Origin of the sequence: Caballeronia sp. ATUFL_F1_KS4A, assembly GCF_023630905.1 — a bacterium.
Taxonomy (GTDB): Bacteria; Pseudomonadota; Gammaproteobacteria; order Burkholderiales; family Burkholderiaceae; genus Caballeronia; species Caballeronia zhejiangensis.
The window spans coordinates 30,751-53,680 of sequence record NZ_JALQEB010000039.1 but is presented as its reverse complement, the minus strand read 5'-3'; the positions used below and the strand labels follow the sequence as shown (position 1 = coordinate 53,680).

The window sequence follows — 22,930 nt, the reverse complement described above, 5'->3', positions numbered from 1 at the left end:
TCGCGTCCCGCGCGAAGCGCTTCCCTTTCCTTTCCGATCCGCGCGGGTTTTCAGTTCTTTTTCTTGCTCGGACGCCAGCTATCGTCGGCGGTCATCGCGGGCTTCACCGCCGGAGCGATGGCCGCGACCTTCTGAAATTCCTTCGTGTCGGTTTTCGCTCGAGCGACGGGCGCAGCAGGCGGCGCCGCGCGCGTCTGACGCTGCTTCGGCTCGGTCCTGGATACGCGGCCTTTCGCTGCTTCAGCGCACGCGCGCTCGGACTTGCGCGAACATGCAGAAGCCGACTTCGATACGGGTTTCGCTTTCGATGTCTTGACCGATTGCTTCGCGCCGTGCGTCGACGGTTTTTTTGCGATCGAGCGTTCGGGAATCACGCTCTGCCGCGTGCTGTCCTTGCTCGATGCCGTGACAGGAATCAGTGGCGACGCAGCTTCCGCTGACGGACGCGCGGCGGAGCGCAGCGGGCCGTCCACGATTCTGTCCGCCGAATCGATATTGATGGCGGCGATCGGCGCGGCCTTCGTCTCGATCGGACGGACCGTGCCTGCGACGGCCACAGGCAGCGTTCCCGCGCGCGGTGTCGATCCGTGCTGCTCGAAGTAAGCACGCGCGAGAAAACACGCACCGAGCACGACGGCGGCCATGACGACCGTTGCGAGTATCGAATGCGATGGACGCCCCGTCGCAAGCACGGCAGCGCCATTGGCGATGGAGGCAGGCGCAGGCGCGGGTAAACGCGCTTCGTATGTTCTCGAACGCGCCGGCCATCGCACGCGGGCCACTTCGCCCTGTGGCGCAAACTGGCGCGTCACGCCTCGCGCCGCCTCGACTGCCCGCAGAGCTGTCTCCGCGCCCCTCGTCAGCACGGCCCCGTGGCGGTCGGCGCCGCAAAACGGGCACACGCTTTCTTCTACTGATGAAAGGGTTTCACATCGGGGGCAGATGACGAAATAAAGCGAGCCATCGCCTCGCTGTTCCATTGTCACACTCCATCCGAATCAGTTCGGAAGGCCGATCGACAATCAGCGATCGTCCGGTCGCAAGTAATACATACGAATTACCGTAGCACACCGGGCATTGTTTCGGAAGCACAAACAACCCCTTTTGAACAGGGTCATTTGTCAGTCGAATAGCGGCTTTCGCTCCGCTACGTCTAATCAATGACTAATCAGCACTCGGAACTTTACTAATGATTAATCATGCGCGTGGCAAATGCGGCGCCGTCTGTGCGATCTGGTCGAGTTCATCGCGCACCGCATCGACGACACACGCATCACGCAGAGAAACATCTGCCGCATGAATCGCTTCGAGACGCCGCCGCACGGCGCCGTACTGCGCACCCGCACGGCGATGCAATTCCGCACGCTCGCTATAGCGCAAAAACGTCTGCAACGAGGCGAGCACGGCGGCGCTCAGACTCGTCATCCCGATCAGGATGTGGACATCCGGCGACACCGCCGTCGCTACGAGCGATAAAAACGCGGACGTGCCCGTCGCCGCCGTGATGCCGATGACCGCAAGCCCGAGCCGTCTGCCGCAGCGCGTCAGCCGGTCGGCCATCGTGTAATGACGAATCTGCGATTCGCGCGCGCGCCGGATCCACGCCAGCACGAGCGTCGACATGTCTCGGGGCGGTTGATATGAGGTTTCGGTCATGTTCTAAGCACTCTACGAACAGACTTCATCCTCCCGGCTAATCAGGACATTTACCGTCCGGATGGCGCTTGAATCATCTTCCAGCCATTGCCCGCGGGATCGCGAAAACCGGCATCGACGCTGCCGTAGCGATCGACCGGTTCCTGCGTGAACTCCACGCCGCTCGCCTTCAGCCGCTCGTAAGTCGCGCGGCAGTCCGCGACGGACAGCACGAGCGGCGGCATCGCGCCCTTTGCGACCATCGCGCGCAGCGTTTGCGCGGTCGCATCGTCGTGGATCGGCGCGCCCGGCGCGAACAGGCCGAGCTGAAACGACGGCTGATCCGGATGCTGCACCGTGAGCCATCGATACGTGCCGTTGCGCACGTCGGTATGAACCCGAAAACCGAGCTTGTCGACGTAAAACGCAAGCGCTTCGTCCTGATCGTCGACATAGATGCCCACCACGCCGATGCCCTGATTCATGTGACCTCCTTCGTTGAAGATGGCCGCACTGTACCTTTCGCACCGCGCCGCCGCTTCTCCAAAACTGCGATCGTGAGATCGGGTCGTTGCGCGGCCTTCAGCACGCACGCGGGCACGCGATCGAGCGCGTCGACGCCGGCGCGCGCTTGCACGCGCATCGCGCTCGGACTGTGGCCGGTGATATCGCGAAAGATGCGGCCGAACGTTCCGAGACTTTCCCAGCCGGTGACGAAGGCAATATCCGTGATGGCGAGCTCGGTGTCGCGCAACAGCGTGACGGCCTGCTCGATGCGCCGCGTCAGCAGATAGCGATGCGGCGGAACGCCGAACGCGCGCTTGAACGATCGCGCGAAATGCGCTTCGGAGACCCCGCTGACTTCGGCCAGACGGCTGACCGGCCAGTCCTCGTGCGAACATGCGTCCATGCGATCTTTGGCGCGCAACAGACGCCGCAACAATGCCGGATCTTGCAACGCATCGGCGGTGGCGGGTTTGCGAGTCGGCATGGCGTTCGGGGTGCGGAAAACGAGCGGCTAGTGTAGCCCGGCGCGCACAAAGAAAAACGTCGTGCAGAGGCTATCCGCACGACGCAAAAGTCGCTCATTCCCTGAGAAGAAAGAGCTAGAGGAGATGGAAAGTATCTTAGCCCGCGTCCCCGATGCGCGATGTGCCGGAAAGCGGCCGTTTTGCGGCCCAATTCGCGCAATCGGTCTTGCATCACAACAACGGCAGCGTGAGACGGATGTGTTCCGCGAACGCCGATGTCAACATCGAAGGACGCTCGCGCGCGAACTTCAGCGATATGCCGACGCCCGGCAACGCCGGCAGCCCGGCATCCGCGTTCAGCACGCACAGATCGGCGGGCACGGCGGTCTGCGTGATGACCGCGAACGCCTGCCCCGAGCGCACCAGCGCCGTGAGCCCCGCGAGACTGCTGCTCGCGTACGCGATGCGATACGCCCTGCCCGCGCGCTGCAAGGCTTCGCATGCGGCGATGTGATCGAGCGTGTCCGGATCGGAGAGCGCGAGCGGCAACGGATCGTAATGCGCGGAATCCATCCCCGGACAGCCGATCCAGACCAGTTGCTGGCGCCGGATGACCTCGCCGCCGGGCTTGTCTTCGGGAAGCGAGAGCATCGCGAGATCGAGCGCGCGCTTTTTCAGTTGCTCGGCGAGCCGGGGCGTCGGCCCGCACACGACTTCCACCAGCGCGTGCGGATGCTGACTCGAAAATTGCCGCAGCAGGCTCGGCAGGAACACGGCGGCGTAATCGTCCGGACAGCCGAAGCGGATGCTGCCCGACAAGCCTTTTCCGCACAGATCGGCCATCGCCTCGTCGTGCAGACGCAGGATGCGCTGTGCGTGAACCAGCAGGCGCTCGCCGGGATTCGTCAGCACGACGCCGCGTCCGGTGCGCTGAAAAAGCGGCTGATCGACGATATCCTCGAGCCGCTTCATCTGCTGGCTCAGCGCCGATTGCGTCCGTCCGATGCGCTCGGCCGCGCGACTCAGCGCGCGCACTTCCGCGATGACGGCAAACGAGCGCAACAACTCGATTTCCAGTGACAGGCTCAAGGTATTAGCGCCTCTTCTATCTCGCATTAGAACTATTCGATTCTATAAAACCTGAGCGTTGTCTACACTGCAGATTCCTTCCTATCCCGCCAGGAGAAGCACGGTGTCCCTGAACAACGACGCAACTTTCTGGCGCAACGCCAGACAGCACCTCATCCGCTACGGCGGCACGTTCGAGCCGATGATCATCGAGCGCGCGCAAGGCAGCTTCGTCTACGATGCCGATGGCCGCGCGATCCTCGATTTCACCTCCGGACAAATGAGCGCCGTGCTTGGCCACAGCCATCCCGAGATCGTGTCGGTGATCGGCGAATATGCGGGCAAGCTGGATCATCTCTTCAGCGGGATGCTGTCGCGTCCCGTCGTCGATCTCGCGACGCGTCTCGCCGATATCACGCCCGCCGGTCTCGATCGCGCGCTCTTGCTGAGCACCGGCGCCGAATCGAACGAGGCCGCGATCCGCATGGCGAAGCTCGTCACCGGAAAATACGAAGTCGTCGGCTTTGCGCAGTCGTGGCACGGCATGACGGGTCACGCGGCGTCCGCAACGTACAGCGCGGGGCGCAAGGGCGTCGGTCCCGCGGCGGTCGGGTCATTCGCGATTCCCGCGCCGTTCCCATATCGCGCGCGCTTCGAGCACAACGGCCGATACGACTGGCTCGCGGAACTCGACTACGCATTCGATCTCATCGACCGGCAGTCGAGCGGCAATCTCGCCGCGTTCATCGCGGAACCGATTCTGAGCTCTGGCGGCATCATCGAATTGCCGGAAGGCTACATGGCGGCGCTAAAGCGCAAGTGCGAAGAGCGCGGCATGCTGCTGATTCTCGACGAAGCGCAAACCGGCATCGGCCGGACGGGCACCATGTTCGCGTGCCAGCGCGACGGCGTCACGCCCGACATCCTCACGCTATCGAAGACGCTCGGCGCCGGCTTGCCGCTCGCGGCCGTCGTCACATCGGCGGAAATCGAAGAGAAGGCGCATGCGCTCGGCTATCTGTTCTACACGACGCACGTATCCGATCCGCTGCCCGCCGCCGTCGGCCTGCGCGTGCTGGATGTGGTCGAACGCGATGGCCTCGTCGCGCGCGCGAACGTGATGAGCGCGCGCCTGCAACGCGGCCTGCTCGATCTGATGGAGCGCTTCGACTGCATCGGCGACGTGCGCGGCCGCGGCTTGCTGCTCGGCGTGGAGATCGTCAAGGATCGCCGCACGAAGGAACCCGCCGATGGTCTCGGCGCGAAGATCACGCGCGAATGCATGAATCTCGGCCTGAGCATGAACATCGTGCAATTGCCGGGCATGGGGGGCGTGTTCCGCATCGCGCCGCCGCTGACCGTGAGCGAGGAAGAGATCGACCTCGGGCTCGATCTGCTCGGCAAGGCTATCGAGCGTTCGTTGTAGGCATCGTCAGCGCAGGCCGGCGCGCAGATCGCGCACGCCGCGTCCCAAGCGCTGACGTAAAAGCGTTCGCAAAGTCGCGCCGTCTTCGTAGCCGACTTCGGCGGCGATCGCTTCGAGATCGAGTCCGCTGCCGTGCAGAAGCGATTGCGCGCGTTCGACGCGCAAGCTTTCGTCCAGGCGGCTACGTTAAACGAGGAACAAAAAAAATGCGTCGTGCCGACCAGCCTCGGCACGACGCCTTTTGCTTGAGAGCCGTCAACGTCGCATGAGGCCCATTACCAGCGTCACGAGGAAAATCACGAGGAATATGAAGAACAGGATCTTCGCGATGCCCGCCGCGCCCGCCGCGATACCGCCGAATCCGAGCGCGGCAGCGATGATCGCGATGATGAAAAAGACCAACGCGTAATACAACATGATGTTATCTCCCTCTCGTCCGAGTACGCCGCGCGCCCCATGTGCGCGGAGTTCTCTAGCGTAAGCAAGCAGTATTCCTTACCGGATGGAGCATCGTATTCTGCCGTGCTATCCTTGGCCTCGTCCTGCATACGCCATCAAACCCGCATCACGCTGCGAGCGCGGATCACGCGTTTTTTACATTGCCGTCAAGAAGACCCGTTACCTGCCGTTAATCAAAAAAAGGGGACGTGTATTTGAAACGGCGTGTCGAACGCTCGTTCGCGCGCTGCTTCGCGTTATCGAATGGTCATGCATTACGGGCACCATTCCAGCGAAGCAATCCCTGTAAACAGGGCCATGCTCGCATGGTTGACGATCTGCGGTTCAAGGTCGATCGCTTCGCCATCTTGAGCATCAAGACATGCGCGCGGGCATCCCACCACCGAAGCACGATAAGAGACACACGTTCGGATGCCATTCCTCCGACGATTGCTTTAGGGCGCCGCGCGTGCGGGCCCATTGGACCGAATTGATGAAACCGGCAAGGAATTCGCTGCGGTCACGCGTTGGCCGATATATCGCTTATGGTGTGATCGCGGCCGCGCTCGTGACGGGCGCGGGCTTTCTGCATTGGCGCCATGAAGTGCGGGCCGCGCAATCGCAGACGGCGGCGCTGACGGGCGTCGCCAATCAGATGCGCCATGACGCATCGCCGTGGACGCATCGCGAGAAAGACGCATCGGAAATGCTGACCGATATTCGCGCGAAGAATGTCGCGACGATCGGCGTGAGTCCCGACGCGATTCTCGTCTCCACGACGAAGGGCGAGAAGTATTACGTGGCCGATCATAACGGCGCGTTCTCCAACGCATTGCTGCTCGGCGATATGAAGCCCGACGCGGCCTCGCCGTATCAACTCGTATGGCTGCCCGACGCCAACGTGCGCACGGGCATTGCGCGCTGGAGCGAGATGTTCGACCGTTCGCGCGACGCGCTGAGTCTCTTGCTGCCGCTCCTGATGATCGGCGGCCTTCTCTGGTTCATGCGCCGCGAAATGCGCGGCGGCGCGCAATTGCTCGGCGAATCGCCGACGCTGCGTTTCGATGACGTCATCGGCGCGGGCGAAGCGAAAGCCGCGCTCAACGACGTGCGCGCGTGGCTCACCGAGCCCGCGCAATTCACCGGCATGGGCGTGCGCGCGCCGTGCGGCATCCTGATGACGGGCGGACCGGGCGTCGGCAAGACGCGGCTCGCGCAGGCGCTCGCGGGCGAATGCGGCGCGAACTTCATCGCGATCACGGGCAGTTATTTCAGCGCGAAGTACTACGGCGTCGGCATTCAGAAGGTGAAGCACCTGTTCGAGCTCGCGCGCAAGAATGCGCCGACCGTCATCTTCATCGACGAAGCCGATGGCCTCGGCAAGCGCACCGATACCGGCGGCGGCCCGGTCGAAGCGGAAAGCAATCGCATCATCAATCAACTGCTCGCGGAGATGGACGGCTTCGCATCGAACGAAGGCGTCATCATCGTCGCGGCGACGAATCATCCCGACAATCTCGATGAAGCGCTGCGTCGTCCCGGCCGTTTCGATCGCACGGTGCAAGTGCGTTTGCCGGGCGTCGAAGATCGCGCGGACATCCTGCGTTTCTACGCGGACAGCTTGAAGACGAAGCGCGACGACATCGACTTCGATCAGCTCGCACGTCTGACGACGGGCCTCTCGCCCGCCACGCTGTCGATGATCGTCAATCAGGCAGGACTCGTCGCGCGCAAGGCGGGCGAACGTGAAGTATCGGCGGCGCATTTCCTCGAAGCGATCAAGATCGCACGCATCGGCGATGTGAACGGCGCGGAACGCGCGCTATCGGATGACGAACGCACGCGCATCGCGGTGCATGAAGCGGGTCACGGCCTCGTTGCGGCGCTGCTCGGCACCGGCGTGCTCGAAGAAGTGACGATCCTGCCGCGCGGCGGCGCTCTGGGCGTCGCGCTCATCACGAAGATGCAGGACAAGCATCTGTATCGCGAAACCGAATTGCGCAACGAGATTCAGGTGCTGCTCGGCGGACGCAACGCGGAACTGCTCATGTTCAAGGAAGCATCGAGCGGCGCGGCATCGGATCTTCAGGAGGCGTCGCGAATCAGCCTCGATATGGTGTCGAAGTTCGGCTTCAACGAGGAAGGCAATCTGTTCAGTCTTGCGGCGTTGCCGCAGCAGTATGCGGGCTTGCAGCTCAAGAATTCGATCGGTCATGCGAACGCGTTGCTGCACGATCTGAGCGACGAATGCTTCGCCCTGCTGCAAGCCAACGAGCCGGTGTTGCGCGCGATCGCCGATGAATTGCTCGAATCGGAAACCGTGCCGGGCGAGACGGTTTATCGCCTGATCCGCGAGCATGCGGCGGCTGTCGCGAATGTCGAGGCGGCCAACGAAGTGCTGGCCGCCTGAGCGGTTACTTCTTCACGCGAGCCGTCGCAAATCGAACGGCGTCTCGCGCAGGCGCTTGCCGGTCAGCGTGAACACGGCATTGGCAACGGCCGGCGCAACCGACGGGCTCGACAACTCGCCTACGCCGCCAGGCTTCGCCGGATCGCCCTGCATGATGCGTATGTCGATGTCGGGCATGTCGCTCATACGCATCACGCGATACGCATCGAAATTGGTCTGCTGAACCTGGCCGTGCCGAATGTCGATGCGGTCGGCGAGTGCGTGTCCGAGTCCCCACATCAAGCCGCCGTATAGCTGCTCTTCCACACCGCCGGGCGACACCGCGAGCCCGCAGTCGGCCACGCACGTGAGCTTCTCGATCACGATACCGTCATCCTTGCGCGAGACGCGCGCGATCACCGCGACATAACTGCCGTACGCGCGATTCGTCGCAACGCCGAGCGCGGTGCCGCGCGGCAACGGCTTGCCCCAGCCGGCCCGCATCGCGGCCTCGCGCAATACCGCGACTTGGCGCGCGTCCTTCATATGCGCGATGCGAAAGTCCACCGCATCGCGATGTCCCTTATGCGCGGCTTCATCCATGAACGATTCGACCGCGAACACGTTCGGGATATAACTCACCGCGCGATACCAGCCCGTTGGCACGCCCGTTTCATGACGCACCCAGCCGATATCCACATTCGGCGCGCCATACGCGAACTCGAACTTGCTGATTGCTTCCGTGGTGCTGTAGTCCATGCGATCGGGACGATCGAAATAGCCCGGCTCCCATTGTTCCGGCGATGCCGGCATCACCGCGCGCAGTTGCAGCGCCGAAAGATTGCCGCGTGCATCGAGCGTGGCCTTTGCGCGATGATGACTCGCCGAGTGATAGAAGAGCGCGCGCATTTCGTCCTCGCGGCTGTTCATCAGCTTGACGGGCTTGCCGGTTTGCAACGCGAGCCATGTGACTTCGAAGAGCCAGTACTTCGATTCGCGCGCACCGAAGCTGCCGCCCGAAACCAGTTCATGCAGCACGACACGATCGGCCGGAATGCCGCCGATGACTTGCGCCGCCTCCTGCGCCGTCGACGGCACTTGCAAGCCGCCCCAATACGCAATGCCGCCGTCCTTCGACCACGCCGTCACGTTGATGGGTTCGAGCGGATTCGCGGCCTTGTACGGCATCGAATAAGACGCCTGAATCACGCGCGCGCCATGCTTGAGGATGGCATCGGCGTCGCCGTTCGTGATGGTCGGCACGACGCGCGCAGCGGGATCGTCGAGCCATGCAGCCTGGCGCGCGGGCATATCGCGGCTATCGAAGTTTTCGAACGGACTATCTTCCCATTCGACGCGCAATGCGGCTTGTCCCTTGTGCGCGGACCAGTAGTCGTCGGCGAGAATGGCGACGCCCGCCTGATTGCCGCCGAGCACATCGGGACGTCCGGGTATCGGCAGCACTTGCCGCACGCCGGGCACGGCGAGCGCCTCTTTCGCATCGACGCGGCGCACGCGCGCGTCGATGACGGGCGCACGCGTCACGACCGCGACGAGCATGCCGGGCAAACGCACGTCGATGCCATACGCGAACGCGCCGCATACCTTCTGCGCCGCGTCGCGCTTCTTGCTCAGCTTGCCGATGTACCTGAATTGCGATGCGTCTTTCAACGGCACGTCTTTTGGCGCGGGCAAGCTCGCGGCGATGACGGCAAGCGATCCATAGCTGGCACGCGCGCCGCTCGCCTTGTCGATCACGAAGCCGTTATCGGTCGAGCACGTTGACGGCGATACCTTCCATTGTTTCGCGGCGGCTTCGATCAGCATGGCACGCGCAGTCGCGCCCGCGCGCCGCAAGCGATCGTATTCGAGCGAGACGCTCGTGCTTCCGCCCGTGGAAAACACCTTCCACAAGGGATGAATGTAATCGGCATAGAAAGGATTCTCGGGCGTGATGACGTCGATGCTAAACGGATCGACATCCAGCTCTTCGGCGACGAGCGCGGCGAGCGCGGTGCGCGTGCCCGTGCCCGAATCGTGCTTGTGGACGACGAGCTTGATCGTGTCGTCGGGCAGCACGCGCACCCATGCGTTCGGCTCGAATTCGCCGTCACGCGGATGAGCATCGCCGTTCTTCGCCAACGCATCGGGCAATCGAAATCCAACGGATAGTCCCGCTGCCAGCAGCGCCGAACTCTGCTTGATGAAACGACGGCGCGCTGCGTGATGTTCGATACGCATTCAGACCTCCGCCGCCGCGCGCTTGATGGCCTTGCGGATGCGCGCATACGTTCCGCAGCGGCAGATGTTGCCGGACATCGCAGCGGCGATGGCGTCATCGCTCACGGACGGCTTGCCCTTCAGAAACGCCGCTGCCTGCATCAACTGTCCCGACTGACAATAGCCGCATTGCGGCACGTCTTCCGCAATCCACGCGCGCTGCAACGGATGCGTGCCGTCCCTGGAAACACCTTCGATGGTCGTGATGCGCCTGCCCGCCACGGCCGCTATCGGCAGCAGGCACGAACGCACGGCCTCGCCATCGAGATGCACCGTGCATGCGCCGCAAAAGCCCCCGCCGCAGCCGAATTTCGTGCCCGTCAAACCGATGCGATCGCGCAGAACCCACAACAGCGGCATGTCTTCCGGTACATTGTCGAGCGAGTGCCGCGCGTCATTGACGACGATTTCGATCATGCGCTGTCTCCTGAATGTCGTTCGAGCTTGCGGCCATTATCGGAAGCCGTCATGCAAGAACGCCAGCGACGATTTCTTTGATCACCCGTAAGCCTGGCTAACACCCATGTTGAAGCGCTACCCTTCGATCCAGTCGATGCAGGCCTTCTTGCAGGCGGCGCGCGCCGGCAGCTTTTCGAGCGCGGCGCGTCAGTTGTCGCTCACGCATAGCGCGATCAGCCAGCAGATCCGCACGCTCGAAGAGTTCGTCGGCCAGCCGCTGTTCGTGCGCGAAGGCGCGCGCGTCGTGCTCACCGATGCCGGCGCGCTCTTCGCGAATCAGCTAGGCGATGGCTTCGAGCAGATCGATCGCGCGTTGTCGTCGGTGAAGGAGCGCGCGGTGAAGCAGTCGATTACGCTCGACGTCGATCCGGAGCTTGCGCAAAGCTGGCTCGTCGCGCGCCTGCCCGCGTTGCTCGGCGCATTGACGGGCGCGTCGCTGACGATGCTTTCCGCGCCACGTCATGACCGCAGCGCGTTCGAACGCGTCGATCTCGCGCTGCGTTACGGCTATGGCGAATGGGACGGCTTCGAGAACGCGCTCATCTGCGGCGACCGTCTCACGGTCATGGGCTCGCCCGCATTGTTGAGCGCGCGCGGACTCAGCGTGCCGCTCGCGCCGGAACAAGTGCTCGCGCTGCCCTTGCTCGGCTACACCAAGCGCTCGTGGATTCCGTGGCTCGCCGCGGCGGGCCTGCCGGAAGCGGAGCCGCACGCAGTCGCCGTCTTTGACAACGCTGCGGGGCTGATCGCCGCCGCGAGCGCGGGCGTCGGCGTGGGACTTGCGCGCGGCCTGCTCGCCGCCGACGCGCAACGCGACGGCAAGCTCGTCGAACTCACACGCGTCGAGATTCCGACGCACTACAACCTCTACGCCGTGTGGCCGCGCGAGAAGTCGGCACGCGTTGCGCCGCTCGTCGATGCGATACGCGAGCTCGTCGCGCAAACGGTCAACGCGCGCGATCCGGACTGACGACTTCGCGCACGGTATCGAGAAACCGCGCCAGCACCGGCGACGGCGTGTCCGCGCGATAACGCGCATGAAGCGAGACTTCGGGCGCGGGCGCTGCGAGCGGCACGAATGCCACGCCGCCGCCCGACAGCTGTTGCGCCGATGCCGGCAGCAGCGCAATGCCGAGCCCTTCGCGCAACAGACATAGCAGCGTATGCAGTTCGACGACTTCCTGCTCGATGCGCGGCGTGAATCCCGCTTCGACGCAACAGTCGCGCAGAAACCGCGCGAGTTGCGATTGCAGCAGACCAAACGACAGAAAGCGCTCGGCTTCGAGATCACGCAGCGCGATATCCGCGCGTGAAGCGAGCGGATGCGCGAGCGGCAATGCGACCACGGCAGACTCGCGCAACACGACTTCGCTGACGATCTCCGGATCTTCGTGCGACACGCGAAAGAAGCACACGTCGAGCCGCCGCTCTTTCAGCGCCTGAATCTGCGCGGCGGGCGTCATCTCGTGAAGCGTCCATCTGACTTGCGGATGCTTGCGCGCGAACTCGCCGAGCGCGCGTGGAATCGGCTCGACCATCGCCGAGCTGATGACGCCGATCTCGAGACTTCCCACTTCGCCACGTCCCGCGCAACGCGTGAGATCGATCGCGCGCTCGAACTGCGCGAAGATCAGCGGCGCCTGTTCTTTCAGTGTTTTCCCTGCCTCGGTGAGTTCGACGCGATGTTGCGAGCGCAAGAAAAGCGCAGTGCCCATTTCCTCTTCAAGGATGCGGATCTGCTGACTCAGGGGCGGCTGCGAAATGTGCAGGCGCGCGGCTGCGCGGCCGAAATGGAGTTCATCGGCGAGCACCGCGAAGTACCGCAAAAGCCGCATGTCCATATCGCTAACGTATCAAGATCGTGGTCAAAAAATATTGTACAGAGCGCGCATAACTTGTGAGACTGCATCGCAAGCAGCAGTGCACGTCAGTGTGACACTCGATGCCGGCGAGGGGAAGGCGCATCAACGCGTCTTGCAAAAGGCCGCATGGGCAAGCTCGCAAGAGCTCTTGTTCCATCGACGCGCCTGCCCGCGATCCGGCAACTGGACACGCCAGTTCCCCTCAAGGAGATCGAGACCCATGATCATCGACACAAGCTGTTATCCGACCAATCTCGTCGACCTCGCCTGGCGCCACGACGGCGAACCCTTTTCGGGCGAGCGTCTGATCGAGGTGATGGACGGCCCGTACATCATCAACGGCAAGCCGCGTCGCATCGACAAGGCATTCATCCAACCGCCGCAAGGCAACACCATCTATACGTGGACCGATGGCGTGAGAAGCGGCCGCGAGTCGATCGACGACTACATGGCGTACACCGTCGAGATGACGCAGAAGTATCCCGACCGCCTGCTCGGCTGCTTCGTCTATAACCCGCGCTGCGGCCCCGAGAACGGCGCCGACGCAATCGAGTTCTACGCGAAGGAACACGGCTTCAGGATGGTGCAGTTGCAGGCCAACATGCACGCGTATCGGCCGGACCGCGCGCTCGACTGGCTGCGTCCCGCGTTGCGGAAATGCGCGGACCTCGGGCTCATCGTGAAGCTGCATACCGGCGACGGACCGTACAGCATTCCGAGCGAATGGTATCCGCTGATCCGCGAGTTTCCGTCGGTGCCGTTCATCATGGCGCACTTCGGCGTGCAGACCGGCGGCGTGTATTGCTTCGAGCCTTATCAGATGGCGCTCGATACGCCGAACGTCTATTGCGAATCGAGCTGGTGCCTGCAATCGCGCATCGTCGAATTCGCGAAGGTATTGCCGACGCACAAGATTCTCTATGGCTCCGACACGCCGCCCAACGAACCGGGCATGTGGCTGCGCCTGCTCGAAGTGCTGTGTCACGAACCGCCGCAAGGCCTCAATCTCGACGAAGACACGCTCGAGGATTATCTCGGCAACAACCTCGCGCGCATGCTCGGCATCGAACCGAGCGCGCCGCCCGAAAGCGTCGAAGAAGCGCAAGCCAATCTCGACCAATACAAAGAAGCTGACTACGCAGGAGCGCGCTGATGATCATCGATACCCATCTGCATCCGACCAATCTCGTCGACGAAGCCTGGCGGCACACGGGCGAGCCGTTCACCGGCGAACGCCTTCTCAAGATGATGGACGGTCCGTACATCATCAACGGCAAGCCGCGCCGCATCGACATGGGTTTCATCCAGCCGCCGCCGGGAAACACCGGCTATCGCGACGGCAACCGGCGCGGGCGCGAAGGCATTCGCGATTACATGTCGTATATCGCGGAGCTGACGCAGAAGTATCCCGATCGTTTCATCGGCAACTTCACGTATAACCCGCGCTGGGGTCCGGAAAACGGCGCGGCGGAACTCGAATTTCACGTCAAGGAATACGGCTTCAAGATGCTCAAGCTGCACGCGAACATGCATGGCTATCGGCCGGATCGCGCGCTCGACTGGCTGCGCCCTGCGATGAAGAAATGCGCCGAGTTGGGCGTCGTCGTGCTGATTCACACAGGCGATGGACCGTACACGATTCCCACGCAGTTCTATCCGATCATCCGCGAATTCCCGATGGTGAATTTCATCATCGGTCACTTCGGAATCCAGACGGGCGGCAATTACTCGTTCGAAGCCTTCTGGATGGCGATGGATACGCCCAACGTGTATTGCGAATCGGGCTGGTGCTATCAGTCCCGCATCGTCGAGTTCGCACGCGAGTTGCCGCGCAACAAGATCGTGTTCGGCACCGATTCGCCGCCGAACGAGCCGGGCATGTGGCTGCGCGAACTGGAGATGCTGTGCGGTCCCGCGCCGCAAGGCATGGACCTCGATGAGGACGGTCTCGAAGACTACATGGGCAATAACATCGCGCGACTGGTGGGCATCGAGCCGACCAAACCGCCGAAGGACCTGGCCGAAGCGGAGAAACGATTGAAGGCCACGTATGTAAAGAACGACGAAGTCGCGCAGACGGCCTGATGTCATGCGGGCGCGGTCGCTCACGCGCCCTTCTTTCTCTCGACGGAGCTCACGATGGCCGATAACCTCTTTCGCGCCACGCAGGACTTTCATTGCTTTGCGCACGCCTATCGCGAGCAATATCCCCACGATGTGCTGACGCTCACGCAACAGTTGTCCGCCGATCAGGACGTCACCGCGATCGTCGCCGCGCTTGCCGCGCGCGGGCAGCATCCGATGCTCGTATGCGAGCACGTCGAACGTATCGCAACGCCTTTGGCGACCAACTTCTTCGCATCGCGCGAGCGTATCGCCCGTCTGTTCGATGTCGATGCGCGCGGCCTCTTCGCCGCCTATCAGCAACGCGCGAATGCACCGATCGCGCCGCTGCATGTCGCGCGCGGTCCCGTGCTCGATGAAGTCGTCGAAGCCGACGCGGTCGATCTCGCGCATGTGCCGATGATTCGCCACTTCGCCACCGATCGCGGCGCGTACATCACGAACGCGGTAATCGTCGCCGAAGATCCGGTGACCGGCATCGCGAACATGAGCTATCACCGTTCGATGCTTCATGCGAGGAACGCGCTCGCAACGAGCCTGCATTCGCGCGGTCATCTGTGGCGCATGTTGCAGACGGCGAAGGCGCGCGGCGACACGCTCAAGGTTGCGATGGTCATCGGCGCGCATCCGTTGTTCATGCTCGCGGCGGCATCGCGCGTGCCGTTCGGCACAGACGAGCGCGCCCTCGCCGGCGGACTGTTCGGCGCACCGCTCGAACTGGTACGCACGCCGCGTTATGGCATTGGCGTGCCGGCGGCCGCGGAGTTCGTGCTCGAAGGCACGATCGATCCCGATGCGCGCGCCGATGAAGGTCCGTTCGGCGAGTTCACCGGCTATTCGTCGGACCGTTCGACCAACAACGTTATGCGCGTCGATACGATGATGCGCCGCCGCGATGCATGGCTCGTCGATGTCGTCGGTGGTCCGTATGCCGAGCATCTCACGCTCGCTCGTCTGCCGCGCGAAGCGGAAATGAGCGAGAAGCTGAAGGCGCGCTTTCCAGCGGTCACTGCGCTGCATTACCCGAACTCCGGCACGCATTTTCATTGCTATGTGGCGCTGAATCAGACGCGCGATGGCGAAGCGCGTCAGATCATGCTCGCGTTGCTGGGCTGGGATCCGTATCTCAAGCATGTCGTCGCCGTCGATGGCGATATCGACATAACCGACGACTCGCAAGTGCTCTGGGCGATCGCGGCACATGCGCAACCGCATGACGATGTGTTCATCGTCGGCGGATTGCCGGGCAGCCCGCTCGATCCTTCGTCGTCCGTCGAAGGCACCACATCGCGCATGGGCATCGACGCGACGCGCGGCTCGCAATTCGACGGCATACGTGCGCGCATCGGCGAAGATGCGATGCAACGTGCAGCCGCCATTCTGAAAGGAGCCGCACGATGAGCACGCGGCGCATCGCGGTCGGTATCAGCGGCGCATCGGGCTTCACGTACGGCGTGCGCCTTCTGGAATTGCTGCGCGAACTCGACATCGAAACGCATGTGACGATCTCGCGCAGCGCGCTTCTGACGATGCAGCAAGAGACCGAACACAAGCTCGCCGATGTCAACGCGCTCGCGAGCTTCACCTATCGATGCGATGACATGGCCGCCGCCATTTCGAGCGGTTCGTTCAGCACGCTCGGCATGATCGTCGCGCCGTGCTCGATGAAGACGCTCGCCGAAATCGCCGGCGGACTTTCATCGAGCCTCATCTCGCGCGCCGCCGACGTCACGCTCAAGGAGCGACGCCCGCTCGTGCTGCTGGCACGCGAAACGCCGTACACGCTGGCCCATCTGCGCAACATGATCGCCGTCACCGAAATGGGCGGCATCGTCGCGCCGCCGGTGCCCGCGTTCTACGCGCGCCCTGCTTCGCTCGACGAGATGATCGATCACACGCTCGGCCGCGTGCTGGATCTCTTCGGCCTCGATTGCAACGTGGTTCGACGCTGGAAAGAACATAAAGCTGACTGACTCAAAGGAGACAAGCAATGACTCACATCCATACGACTCATAACGCGTTCCAGAAGATTCCGGTCACGGTGCTGACCGGCTTTCTCGGCGCGGGCAAAACCACGCTGCTCAACTACATCCTCCGCGAAAAGCATGGACACAAGATCGCGGTGATCGAGAACGAGTTCGGCGAAGTCGGCATAGACGGCGGGCTCGTGCTCGAATCGACCGAAGAGATCTACGAGATGACGAACGGATGCGTATGCTGCGTCGGCGCAGTGCGCGAAGACCTCGTGCGCATCGTGAGGATGCTGGTGGAGCGGCCCGAGCGGCTCGATCACATCATCGTCGAGACGAGCGGGCTCGCCGATCCGTATCCTGTCGCGCAGACCTTCTTCATCGACGATCCGATTGCGCAACGCGTGACCCTCGATGCCGTCGTGACGATGGTCGATGCAAAGCATATCGCCGCGCATCTGGACGATCTCGTGCTCGACGGCCGCGACAACCAGGCGGTCGATCAGATCGTGTGCGCGGATCGTATCGTCGTCAACAAGGTGGACCTCGTGACGGCGCAGGACATCGCTTCATTGAAAGAGCGGCTGCGCGGGCTCAACGCAACGGCTGAAATCGTCGAATCGAGTTTTGCGCAGATCGATCTGCACACGATTCTCGGCGTGGGGGCGAATGAGTTCGCGCAGCAGCTCGTCGAAGCGGACGACGATCACGATGACCACCACGACGATCATCACCACGACGAAAGCGTGAGCTCGGTAGGCATCGAAGTCGATGCCGATATCGAACTCGACGCGCTGCAAGCGTGGCTCGCCGAACTGCGCGCATCGGATGCGACGAACCTCTTTCGCATGAAGGGCATCTTCGCCGTGAAAGGACAGCCGTATCGCTACGTGCTGCAAGGCGTGCACGACATCATCGAATTGCGCGCGGCGCAGGCGTGGGGCTATGAGCCGCGTTCGAGCCGAATCGTGTTCATCGGACGCGAACTCGACCGCGCCGCGCTGACCGAGCGCTTTCATGCCTGCCTTGCGGTGCCTGTCGCGGCCTGACGAACGCAGCCGCCGATAACGATAATCAGGAGACACGTTGATGAACACCGACCAACATCCCGTCGATCGCATCCTGCCCAAGCGGCAGATGATCACGCTCGGCCTGCAACATATGCTCGTCGCTTACATCGGCGCGATTGCCGTGCCGTTGATCGTCGCATCCGCATTGAAGATGTCGCCCGCTGACACCACCGTGCTCATCAGCACGGCGCTTTTCTGCTCGGGCATCTCGACGGTGCTGCAAACCGTCGGCGTATGGAAGTTCGGCGTGCGTCTGCCTATTCTGCAAGGCGTCGCGTTCAGCAGCGTGGGACCGGTCATCGCGATCGGCCTGAGCCCCGGCGTCGGCTTCGCGGGCGTGTGCGGCGCGGTGATCGGCGCGGGCGTGTTCACGATGTTCGCCGCGCCGCTCGTCGGACGTTTGCGGCGTTTCTTTCCGCCTGTCGTGACCGGCTGCATCGTCACCGTGATCGGACTGCAGCTCTTTCCGGTCGCGTATCAATGGGCGGGCGGCGGTGAGAACGCGCGGCACTTCGGCGCGTTGCCGTTCCTTTGCGTCGCGTTGTTCGTCGCGCTCGTGATTCTCGCCGTCAACCGCTTTGCCAATGCGTTCCTGCGCAATCTGTCGGTGCTGATCGGACTTGTCGCGGGCAGCGTGCTTGCCTGCTCGCTCGGCATGGGCGACTTCGCCAACGTCGCCAACGCGCCGTGGTTCACGATGCCGTTGCCGTTTCACTTCGGCATGCCCGTGTTCTCCGTGGTGCCCGTTCTGACGATGATCGTCGTAATGGTCGTGCAGATGATCGAATCGATGGGTCTCTTCGTCGCGATCGGCGATATCGTCGACAAGAACATCAGCGAGGAAGACGCGGTGCGCGGCATGCGCGCGAATGGTCTCGCGAGCGCGATAGCCGGAATGTTCGCCGCGTTCCCGTTCATCGCATTCATGGAGAACGTGGGACTCGTGATCCTGACAGGCGTGCGCAGCCGATGGGTCGTGGCGGTGAGCGGCGTGCTGATGTGCGTCGTCGCGCTGGTGCCCAAGATCGGCGCGGTCGTCGCATCGACGCCTGCCGCTGCGCTCGGCGGCGCGGGCATCGCGATGTTCGGCGTCGTGGTCGCGGCGGGGGTGCAGACGCTCTCCAAAGTGGACTTCGAGCGCAACCGCTACAACGTGCTGATCGTCGGCTTCACGATCGCGACCGCGCTCATCCCGGTGATGGCGCCGCAAGTGTTCAAGCAGATGCCCGACTGGACGCAGCCCTTCGTGCACAGCGGCGTCGTGCTCGCGTGTCTCGTGTCGGTCGTGCTGAACGCCGTGCTCAACGGCGCACATGAGGAAGACGTCGTACCTGCGCCCAGCATGGTGCGCGAGTAAAACGTGTTGAAAGGACAAGCGTTCATGAACATCTCAAACGAAGCATTACTAATCAAACATCCCGTCGCGGTGATGAGCGGATTGTGTGGCGACGCCGCACGGCTCGGCAACGTCGATATTCGCATCCGCGATGGCGTCATCCGCGCCATTGCGCCGAATCTCGACGCGCGCGACGACGAACGCGTCATCGATGCGCGCTCGTGCGTCGCCTATCCAGGCTGGGTGAACACGCATCATCACCTGTTCCAGAACCTGCTGAAAGCGGTGCCTTCAGGCATCAACGCCGATCTGCAGGAATGGCTCGCCGCGGTGCCGTATCCGCGACTCGCGCGCTTCACGCCGGACCTCGCGCGTGTCGCTGCACGCCTCGGCATGGCCGAACTACTTTTGTCGGGCGCGACGACGTGCGCAGATCATCACTATCTCTATCACGCCGAAGGCACCACGGAAACAGGCGATCTGCTCTTCGACGAAGCGGCGTCGTTCGGCCTGCGCTTCGTGTTGTGCCGTGGCGGCGCGTTGCAGGCGGCAGGCGATCATCCGGGCTTCTCGAAGGTCGCGTTAAAGCCCGAGACGCTCGATCAGATGCTTGCCGATATCGAACGCCTGAAGGCGCGCTATCACGATGCCCGCGCGACATCGATGCGCCGCGTCGTCGTTGCGCCGACGACGCCGACCTTCTCTCTGCCGCCCGATCTTCTGCCTGAGATCGCACGCGCGGCACGCGGCATGGGCTTGCGCATGCACACGCATCTTTCGGAGACGCAACGTTATGTCGATTTCTGCCGCGAGCGCTTCGACAAGTTGCCGGTCGAATTCGTCGCCGATCACGAATGGCTCGGACCCGATGTGTGGTTCGCGCATCTCGTGCATCTCGAAGCGAGCGAGATCGCGATGCTCGCGGAGACCGGCAGCGGCTGCTCGCATTGCCCGATGAGCAACGCGCGGCTTGGCAGCGGCATCGCCCCCGCACCGCAAATGTCCGCGGCGGGCGTGCCGATGTCGCTCGGGGTCGATGGCGTCGCGTCGAACGAATCGGGCAGCATGATCAACGAGGCGCATTTCGCGTGGCTCGTGCATCGCGCGGCGCAGGGCGCATCGGCGACGACGATCGAGGAGACGATTCACTGGGGCAGCGCGGGCGGCGCAAGCGTGCTCGGTCTCGATGCAGTAGGCACGCTCGAAGTCGGCAAGGCGGCGGACCTCGTTCTCTATGACATCGACGATCCGCGCTTCTATGGCTATCACGATCTCGCCGTGGCGCCCGTGGCATCGGGCGAGCCGGCTCGCGTTCGCTACAACATCGTGAACGGCCGCGTGGTCGTCGATGACGGCGTGATCCCGGGCCTCGATCTCGACGCCCTGCGACACGAAGCCGCCGAGGGCGTGAAAGTGCTGTTGGAAGATTAGAGGAACATTGCCATGGTTAGGATGCGCTTTCCGCCCGACGTGGATATGCCTGCGCTATCGAGTTGGAGGAAGTGATTCCGGCTGCGCCTGTGAAGCGCGAAACGTGCGATCACACTGCGTCACCGCTCTTCTTTCGAGACCGGTATTCCGTTGGCGACATCAGAAATTGCTTTCTGAATACCTTCGAAAATCTTTCGCCATTGGTCAAACCGGTCCTGCGCGCAATCTTGTCGATCGGCAAATCGCTTTTAATAAGCAATTCGCAACTCAAATCGAGACGCGCACGCAAAAGATATTGCGAAGGCGTCAGACCGATCTCACGCTTGAACAGCCGCAGAAAGTTGCGCTCGCTCATCGCAACGGTGCGAGCCGCGTCGCCGACGGAGATGGGACGGCCGCAATTGCGCTCCAGCCAGCGCGCGGATTCCTGCGCTTTCTCGGCGAGCGTCGTCGTGCCGATGGTACTCAGCATGATTGGCAGATGCTGATCGTTGGACGAGGCCAGCCGGTCTGCCAAAGCCGTTGCGATGTCATAGCCGAGATCGCGCTTCACCAGCGCCAGCGAGTTGACGAGCGCATCGCCGCGTTCGGTCGACGTCGTGCTTTTCAATGTTCCGCCAGCCCATACGCCGCGTCCCATCGAAGCCCAGTCGCGCCGGGCGACGCCCGCGGCGGCGAGCAGCGCGTCGCCATTGCCGAGCGAACCGACCGCGCCGCTTTGCGAACACGCGATCCTCAATGACTCGAGGAGACTTTCATCCGCAGCTGCGCGCGTCACGCCAGCGCCGCCTGCAATGTATAGCGCGTCGAAGCCCTGAAAGCGCTGGCCACCTAAGCGCTCGGTCCACACACAGACCGACGATGAACAAGCTATCGCGCCACCGCGGGCGGAGACGAGACGAACGCTATAGGTCACGCCATTGCTCAGGATAGCGGATTGCAACTCGTTGGCGATATGAAGCGCCTCGGCAAGCGTTCCAGCGCCCAAAAGAGAAAATCCGTCATACAACATGATTCCTATGAGCTTTGTGCTTCTCTCTTCCGCTGCATGATAGAGACCGCTCGACTCTGCATCGCCGAAGGCTGTAACGTTCGACATGGCGTTATCTTCCTATGTTTCGGTTGCAGGTCTGCGGATCGCAAGCCGTACCAATGCCGTCGATTCCGTACTATTTCGGGAGCGTAGTTTCCTATTGCATCCGTTCTTTCCGCCATGGCGGCGAAAAGCATGGTTTTGGCCGAGATCGGCGCGTTCGGCCGCGATAACAACACGACTGTTCGATCTCTTCGGCTGTTTGAAAATAAGTGCATGAAAGTTATGGAAAGGCGCTTAATACGGAGTTCGAACTATGTCGTTTCGCGGCGCCTAAACAAAAGACTGTGTTGCGGAATGACCTATTCGGACCACCTTCATCCTCCGGGATCGAAGACTCGATGATCTCCGAAACATAACTTCTATTTCCGTCATCGCCTTGTCAAAACCGGCCTCGCGGCCTGCACAGGCGGCCCGGCCAACATCTTGCCGAATTCCGTCACGCATGAAGTCGCGATTCGTGCGAAGGCTACGCTCTGTCTTGAACCGGAACGTCAAGTGAGACTTGTTATCGAGCGGCGCTTCGGTCACCTGGACGAATGCGCCATTGCGCGGACATGCGTTGGGCACCAACTCTAATTCGGAGTGGCTCACATGAGTTTCAGCACGCGATACTCGCAATACTATGATCTTTTCTATCACGAGAAGAACTACAAGGCGGAGGCCGCGTTCGTCACCGACCTGCTCGGTCGATATGGAATAGTCAGCGGCCATCTTATGGATCTCGGTTGCGGGACAGGACGCCACGCGGCAGAGCTTGCGGCCACCGGCTTTTCGGTTTCCGGCATCGACATGAGTTTCGACATGCTGGCACGCGCCGATGCGAGGCGGACTTCACTTCCGGGCACGGTGGCGAAGAGACTGAAGTTTCAGCAGGGCGATGCGCGAAGCGTCCGCACCGAAGAGCTATATGACGCGGTCGTCTCGCTGTTTCATGTCGCAAGCTATCAGACGACGAACGCCGATTTCATGGCGATGTGCCACACCGCAGCGACTCATCTGCCGCGCTCAGGACTCTTTCTGTTCGATTGCTGGTACGGTCCCGCCGTGCTGGCCGACCCGCCCAAGGTTCGCATCAAGCGCGCCACGAGCGATGAAACCGCGGTAATCCGCATCGCCGAACCGCTGATGCGTCCTCATGAGAATACCGTCACCGTCAACTACACCATCATGATGACGGACGGAAAGACGCAATGCGTCGAAACCGTTCTCGAGACGCACGTCATGCGTTATATGTTCAAGCCTGAAGTCGAGTTGATGCTGGATCTCAGCGGCTTCGAAGTGCTCGACAGCGTGAGATGGATGGGCGGCGAACTTAGCGCCGCCGATCTGTCGGCGACCTTCGTCGCGAGAAAGAGATGATGCCTGCATCGCGCAC

At 62.4% G+C, this 22,930-nt stretch carries 21 protein-coding genes and 1 pseudogene; 11 read left to right on the top strand and 11 right to left on the bottom strand.

The window, feature by feature from the left end:
* Positions 1–50 precede the first annotated feature (50 nt).
* From NCS03_RS25760 to NCS03_RS25740, 5 genes are all read right to left on the bottom strand, one after another.
* Positions 51–692: a hypothetical protein gene (locus NCS03_RS25760; protein WP_208456986.1), complete on the bottom strand. Its 642-nt coding sequence runs from the start codon at positions 690–692 to the stop codon at positions 51–53.
* 505 nt (positions 693–1,197) lie between these two features.
* Positions 1,198–1,656, bottom strand: a complete 459-nt coding sequence (locus tag NCS03_RS25755; RefSeq protein ID WP_033536018.1) for an SLATT domain-containing protein — start codon at positions 1,654–1,656, stop codon at positions 1,198–1,200.
* A 50-nt stretch (positions 1,657–1,706) separates the two neighbouring features.
* Positions 1,707–2,120 carry a VOC family protein gene (locus NCS03_RS25750; RefSeq protein WP_008346331.1) on the bottom strand — a complete coding sequence of 138 codons (414 nt, stop codon included), beginning with the start codon at positions 2,118–2,120 and terminating at the stop codon, positions 1,707–1,709.
* Complete coding sequence (locus tag NCS03_RS25745) at positions 2,117–2,626, bottom strand: helix-turn-helix domain-containing protein (protein WP_008346330.1); 510 nt, start codon at positions 2,624–2,626, stop codon at positions 2,117–2,119. Before NCS03_RS25745 ends, NCS03_RS25750 begins: the two co-directional genes overlap by 4 nt.
* A 211-nt stretch (positions 2,627–2,837) precedes the next feature.
* Positions 2,838–3,722 (bottom strand): LysR family transcriptional regulator, encoded by an 885-nt coding sequence (locus tag NCS03_RS25740; protein WP_250437588.1) that lies wholly within the window; start codon positions 3,720–3,722, stop codon positions 2,838–2,840.
* 76 nt (positions 3,723–3,798) lie between these two features.
* Here NCS03_RS25740 and NCS03_RS25735 point away from each other — a divergent pair, with 76 nt between their 5' ends.
* Complete coding sequence (locus tag NCS03_RS25735) at positions 3,799–5,100, top strand: aspartate aminotransferase family protein (protein ID WP_008346328.1); 1,302 nt, start codon at positions 3,799–3,801, stop codon at positions 5,098–5,100.
* A 6-nt stretch (positions 5,101–5,106) separates the two neighbouring features.
* Here the strand turns inward: NCS03_RS25735 and NCS03_RS25730 are convergent.
* Positions 5,107–5,271, bottom strand: a pseudogene (locus NCS03_RS25730) (AraC family transcriptional regulator); the annotation flags it as partial.
* Positions 5,272–5,355: 84 nt separating this feature from the next.
* Positions 5,356–5,517 (bottom strand): DUF1328 family protein, encoded by a 162-nt coding sequence (locus tag NCS03_RS25725; RefSeq protein ID WP_008346326.1) that lies wholly within the window; start codon positions 5,515–5,517, stop codon positions 5,356–5,358.
* Between the two features lie 514 nt (positions 5,518–6,031).
* On the opposite strand from NCS03_RS25725, the gene NCS03_RS25720 reads away from it, so the two are divergent.
* Complete coding sequence (locus tag NCS03_RS25720; protein ID WP_033536019.1) at positions 6,032–7,948, top strand: AAA family ATPase; 1,917 nt, start codon at positions 6,032–6,034, stop codon at positions 7,946–7,948.
* Positions 7,949–7,960: 12 nt separating this feature from the next.
* On the opposite strand, the gene NCS03_RS25715 is transcribed toward NCS03_RS25720, so the two are convergent.
* Positions 7,961–10,168 (bottom strand): xanthine dehydrogenase family protein molybdopterin-binding subunit, encoded by a 2,208-nt coding sequence (locus NCS03_RS25715; protein WP_250530073.1) that lies wholly within the window; start codon positions 10,166–10,168, stop codon positions 7,961–7,963.
* On the bottom strand, positions 10,169–10,624 hold the full coding sequence (locus NCS03_RS25710) for a (2Fe-2S)-binding protein (protein ID WP_250530072.1): 456 nt from the start codon (positions 10,622–10,624) through the stop codon (positions 10,169–10,171).
* Positions 10,625–10,730: 106 nt separating this feature from the next.
* Between NCS03_RS25710 and NCS03_RS25705 the strand changes: the two genes are divergently transcribed.
* Complete coding sequence (locus NCS03_RS25705; RefSeq protein ID WP_250437585.1) at positions 10,731–11,636, top strand: LysR substrate-binding domain-containing protein; 906 nt, start codon at positions 10,731–10,733, stop codon at positions 11,634–11,636.
* Here NCS03_RS25705 and NCS03_RS25700 read toward each other — a convergent pair.
* Positions 11,614–12,507 (bottom strand): LysR substrate-binding domain-containing protein, encoded by an 894-nt coding sequence (locus NCS03_RS25700; protein ID WP_175980242.1) that lies wholly within the window; start codon positions 12,505–12,507, stop codon positions 11,614–11,616. The genes NCS03_RS25705 and NCS03_RS25700 overlap by 23 nt on opposite strands.
* Positions 12,508–12,748: 241 nt before the next feature.
* Between NCS03_RS25700 and NCS03_RS25695 the strand changes: the two genes are divergently transcribed.
* From NCS03_RS25695 to NCS03_RS25665, 7 genes are read left to right on the top strand one after another with little or no spacing between them, the layout of a single operon-like run.
* The gene (locus tag NCS03_RS25695) at positions 12,749–13,681 is read left to right on the top strand and encodes an amidohydrolase family protein (protein ID WP_250530071.1); all 933 of its coding nucleotides are present in this window, start codon (positions 12,749–12,751) and stop codon (positions 13,679–13,681) included.
* Complete coding sequence (locus NCS03_RS25690; protein WP_175980244.1) at positions 13,681–14,613, top strand: amidohydrolase family protein; 933 nt, start codon at positions 13,681–13,683, stop codon at positions 14,611–14,613. Before NCS03_RS25695 ends, NCS03_RS25690 begins: the two co-directional genes overlap by 1 nt.
* Before the next feature lie 54 nt (positions 14,614–14,667).
* Positions 14,668–16,053: a UbiD family decarboxylase gene (locus tag NCS03_RS25685; protein ID WP_250530070.1), complete on the top strand. Its 1,386-nt coding sequence runs from the start codon at positions 14,668–14,670 to the stop codon at positions 16,051–16,053.
* A complete protein-coding gene (locus NCS03_RS25680; RefSeq protein WP_175980246.1) occupies positions 16,050–16,625 on the top strand; it encodes a UbiX family flavin prenyltransferase in 576 nt (191 codons plus the stop codon). The genes NCS03_RS25685 and NCS03_RS25680 overlap by 4 nt, the downstream gene beginning before the upstream one ends.
* 17 nt (positions 16,626–16,642) lie before the next feature.
* Positions 16,643–17,671: a CobW family GTP-binding protein gene (locus NCS03_RS25675; RefSeq protein ID WP_008346316.1), complete on the top strand. Its 1,029-nt coding sequence runs from the start codon at positions 16,643–16,645 to the stop codon at positions 17,669–17,671.
* Between the two features lie 40 nt (positions 17,672–17,711).
* A complete protein-coding gene (locus tag NCS03_RS25670; RefSeq protein WP_175980248.1) occupies positions 17,712–19,049 on the top strand; it encodes a nucleobase:cation symporter-2 family protein in 1,338 nt (445 codons plus the stop codon).
* A gap of 30 nt (positions 19,050–19,079) precedes the next feature.
* Positions 19,080–20,459: an isoxanthopterin deaminase gene (locus NCS03_RS25665; protein ID WP_502801547.1), complete on the top strand. Its 1,380-nt coding sequence runs from the start codon at positions 19,080–19,082 to the stop codon at positions 20,457–20,459.
* 109 nt (positions 20,460–20,568) lie between these two features.
* On the opposite strand, the gene NCS03_RS25660 is transcribed toward NCS03_RS25665, so the two are convergent.
* Positions 20,569–21,558, bottom strand: coding sequence for a GlxA family transcriptional regulator (locus NCS03_RS25660; RefSeq protein WP_008346313.1), 990 nt, complete (start codon positions 21,556–21,558; stop codon positions 20,569–20,571).
* 588 nt (positions 21,559–22,146) lie between these two features.
* On the opposite strand from NCS03_RS25660, the gene NCS03_RS25655 reads away from it, so the two are divergent.
* On the top strand, positions 22,147–22,914 hold the full coding sequence (locus NCS03_RS25655) for a class I SAM-dependent DNA methyltransferase (protein WP_175980251.1): 768 nt from the start codon (positions 22,147–22,149) through the stop codon (positions 22,912–22,914).
* Positions 22,915–22,930 lie beyond the last annotated feature (16 nt).